Here is a 406-nt window from a genome sequence, read left to right as displayed (position 1 = left end):
ATCCTCTGTAACAAGGAAATCAAGTTCCAGGCATTCCTCGATCACGCCATCACCCTGGGCGCGGATTACATCGCCACCGGGCATTACTCCCAGGTCAGCCATGGCGACAAAGCGCAGCTACTGCGCGCGGTGGACACCAACAAGGACCAGACCTATTTCCTGCATGCGGTGGACTACCAGAAATTCGACCGCACCCTGTTCCCGCTGGGTGATCTGGAAAAACCGGAAGTTCGCCGCATTGCCGAAGAAAAAGGCTTCGACAACCACAAGAAGAAAGACTCCACCGGCATCTGCTTTATCGGTGAGCGCCGCTTCAAGGATTTCCTGGAGCAGTACCTGCCTGCGCAGCCCGGCACCATTGAGGATGACCACGGCAACGTCATCGGCAAACATGACGGGCTTATGT

At 56.2% G+C, this 406-nt stretch carries 1 pseudogene; it reads left to right on the top strand.

What is annotated here, in order from left to right:
- Positions 1-406 (top strand): annotated as a pseudogene (gene mnmA, locus A3754_RS07005) (tRNA 2-thiouridine(34) synthase MnmA); the annotation flags it as partial.

The sequence above is a fragment of the Alcanivorax sp. HI0083 genome (assembly GCF_001635175.1).
Note: the sequence above shows the minus strand (reverse complement) of the source record. Positions and strands in the feature narration are given on the sequence as shown.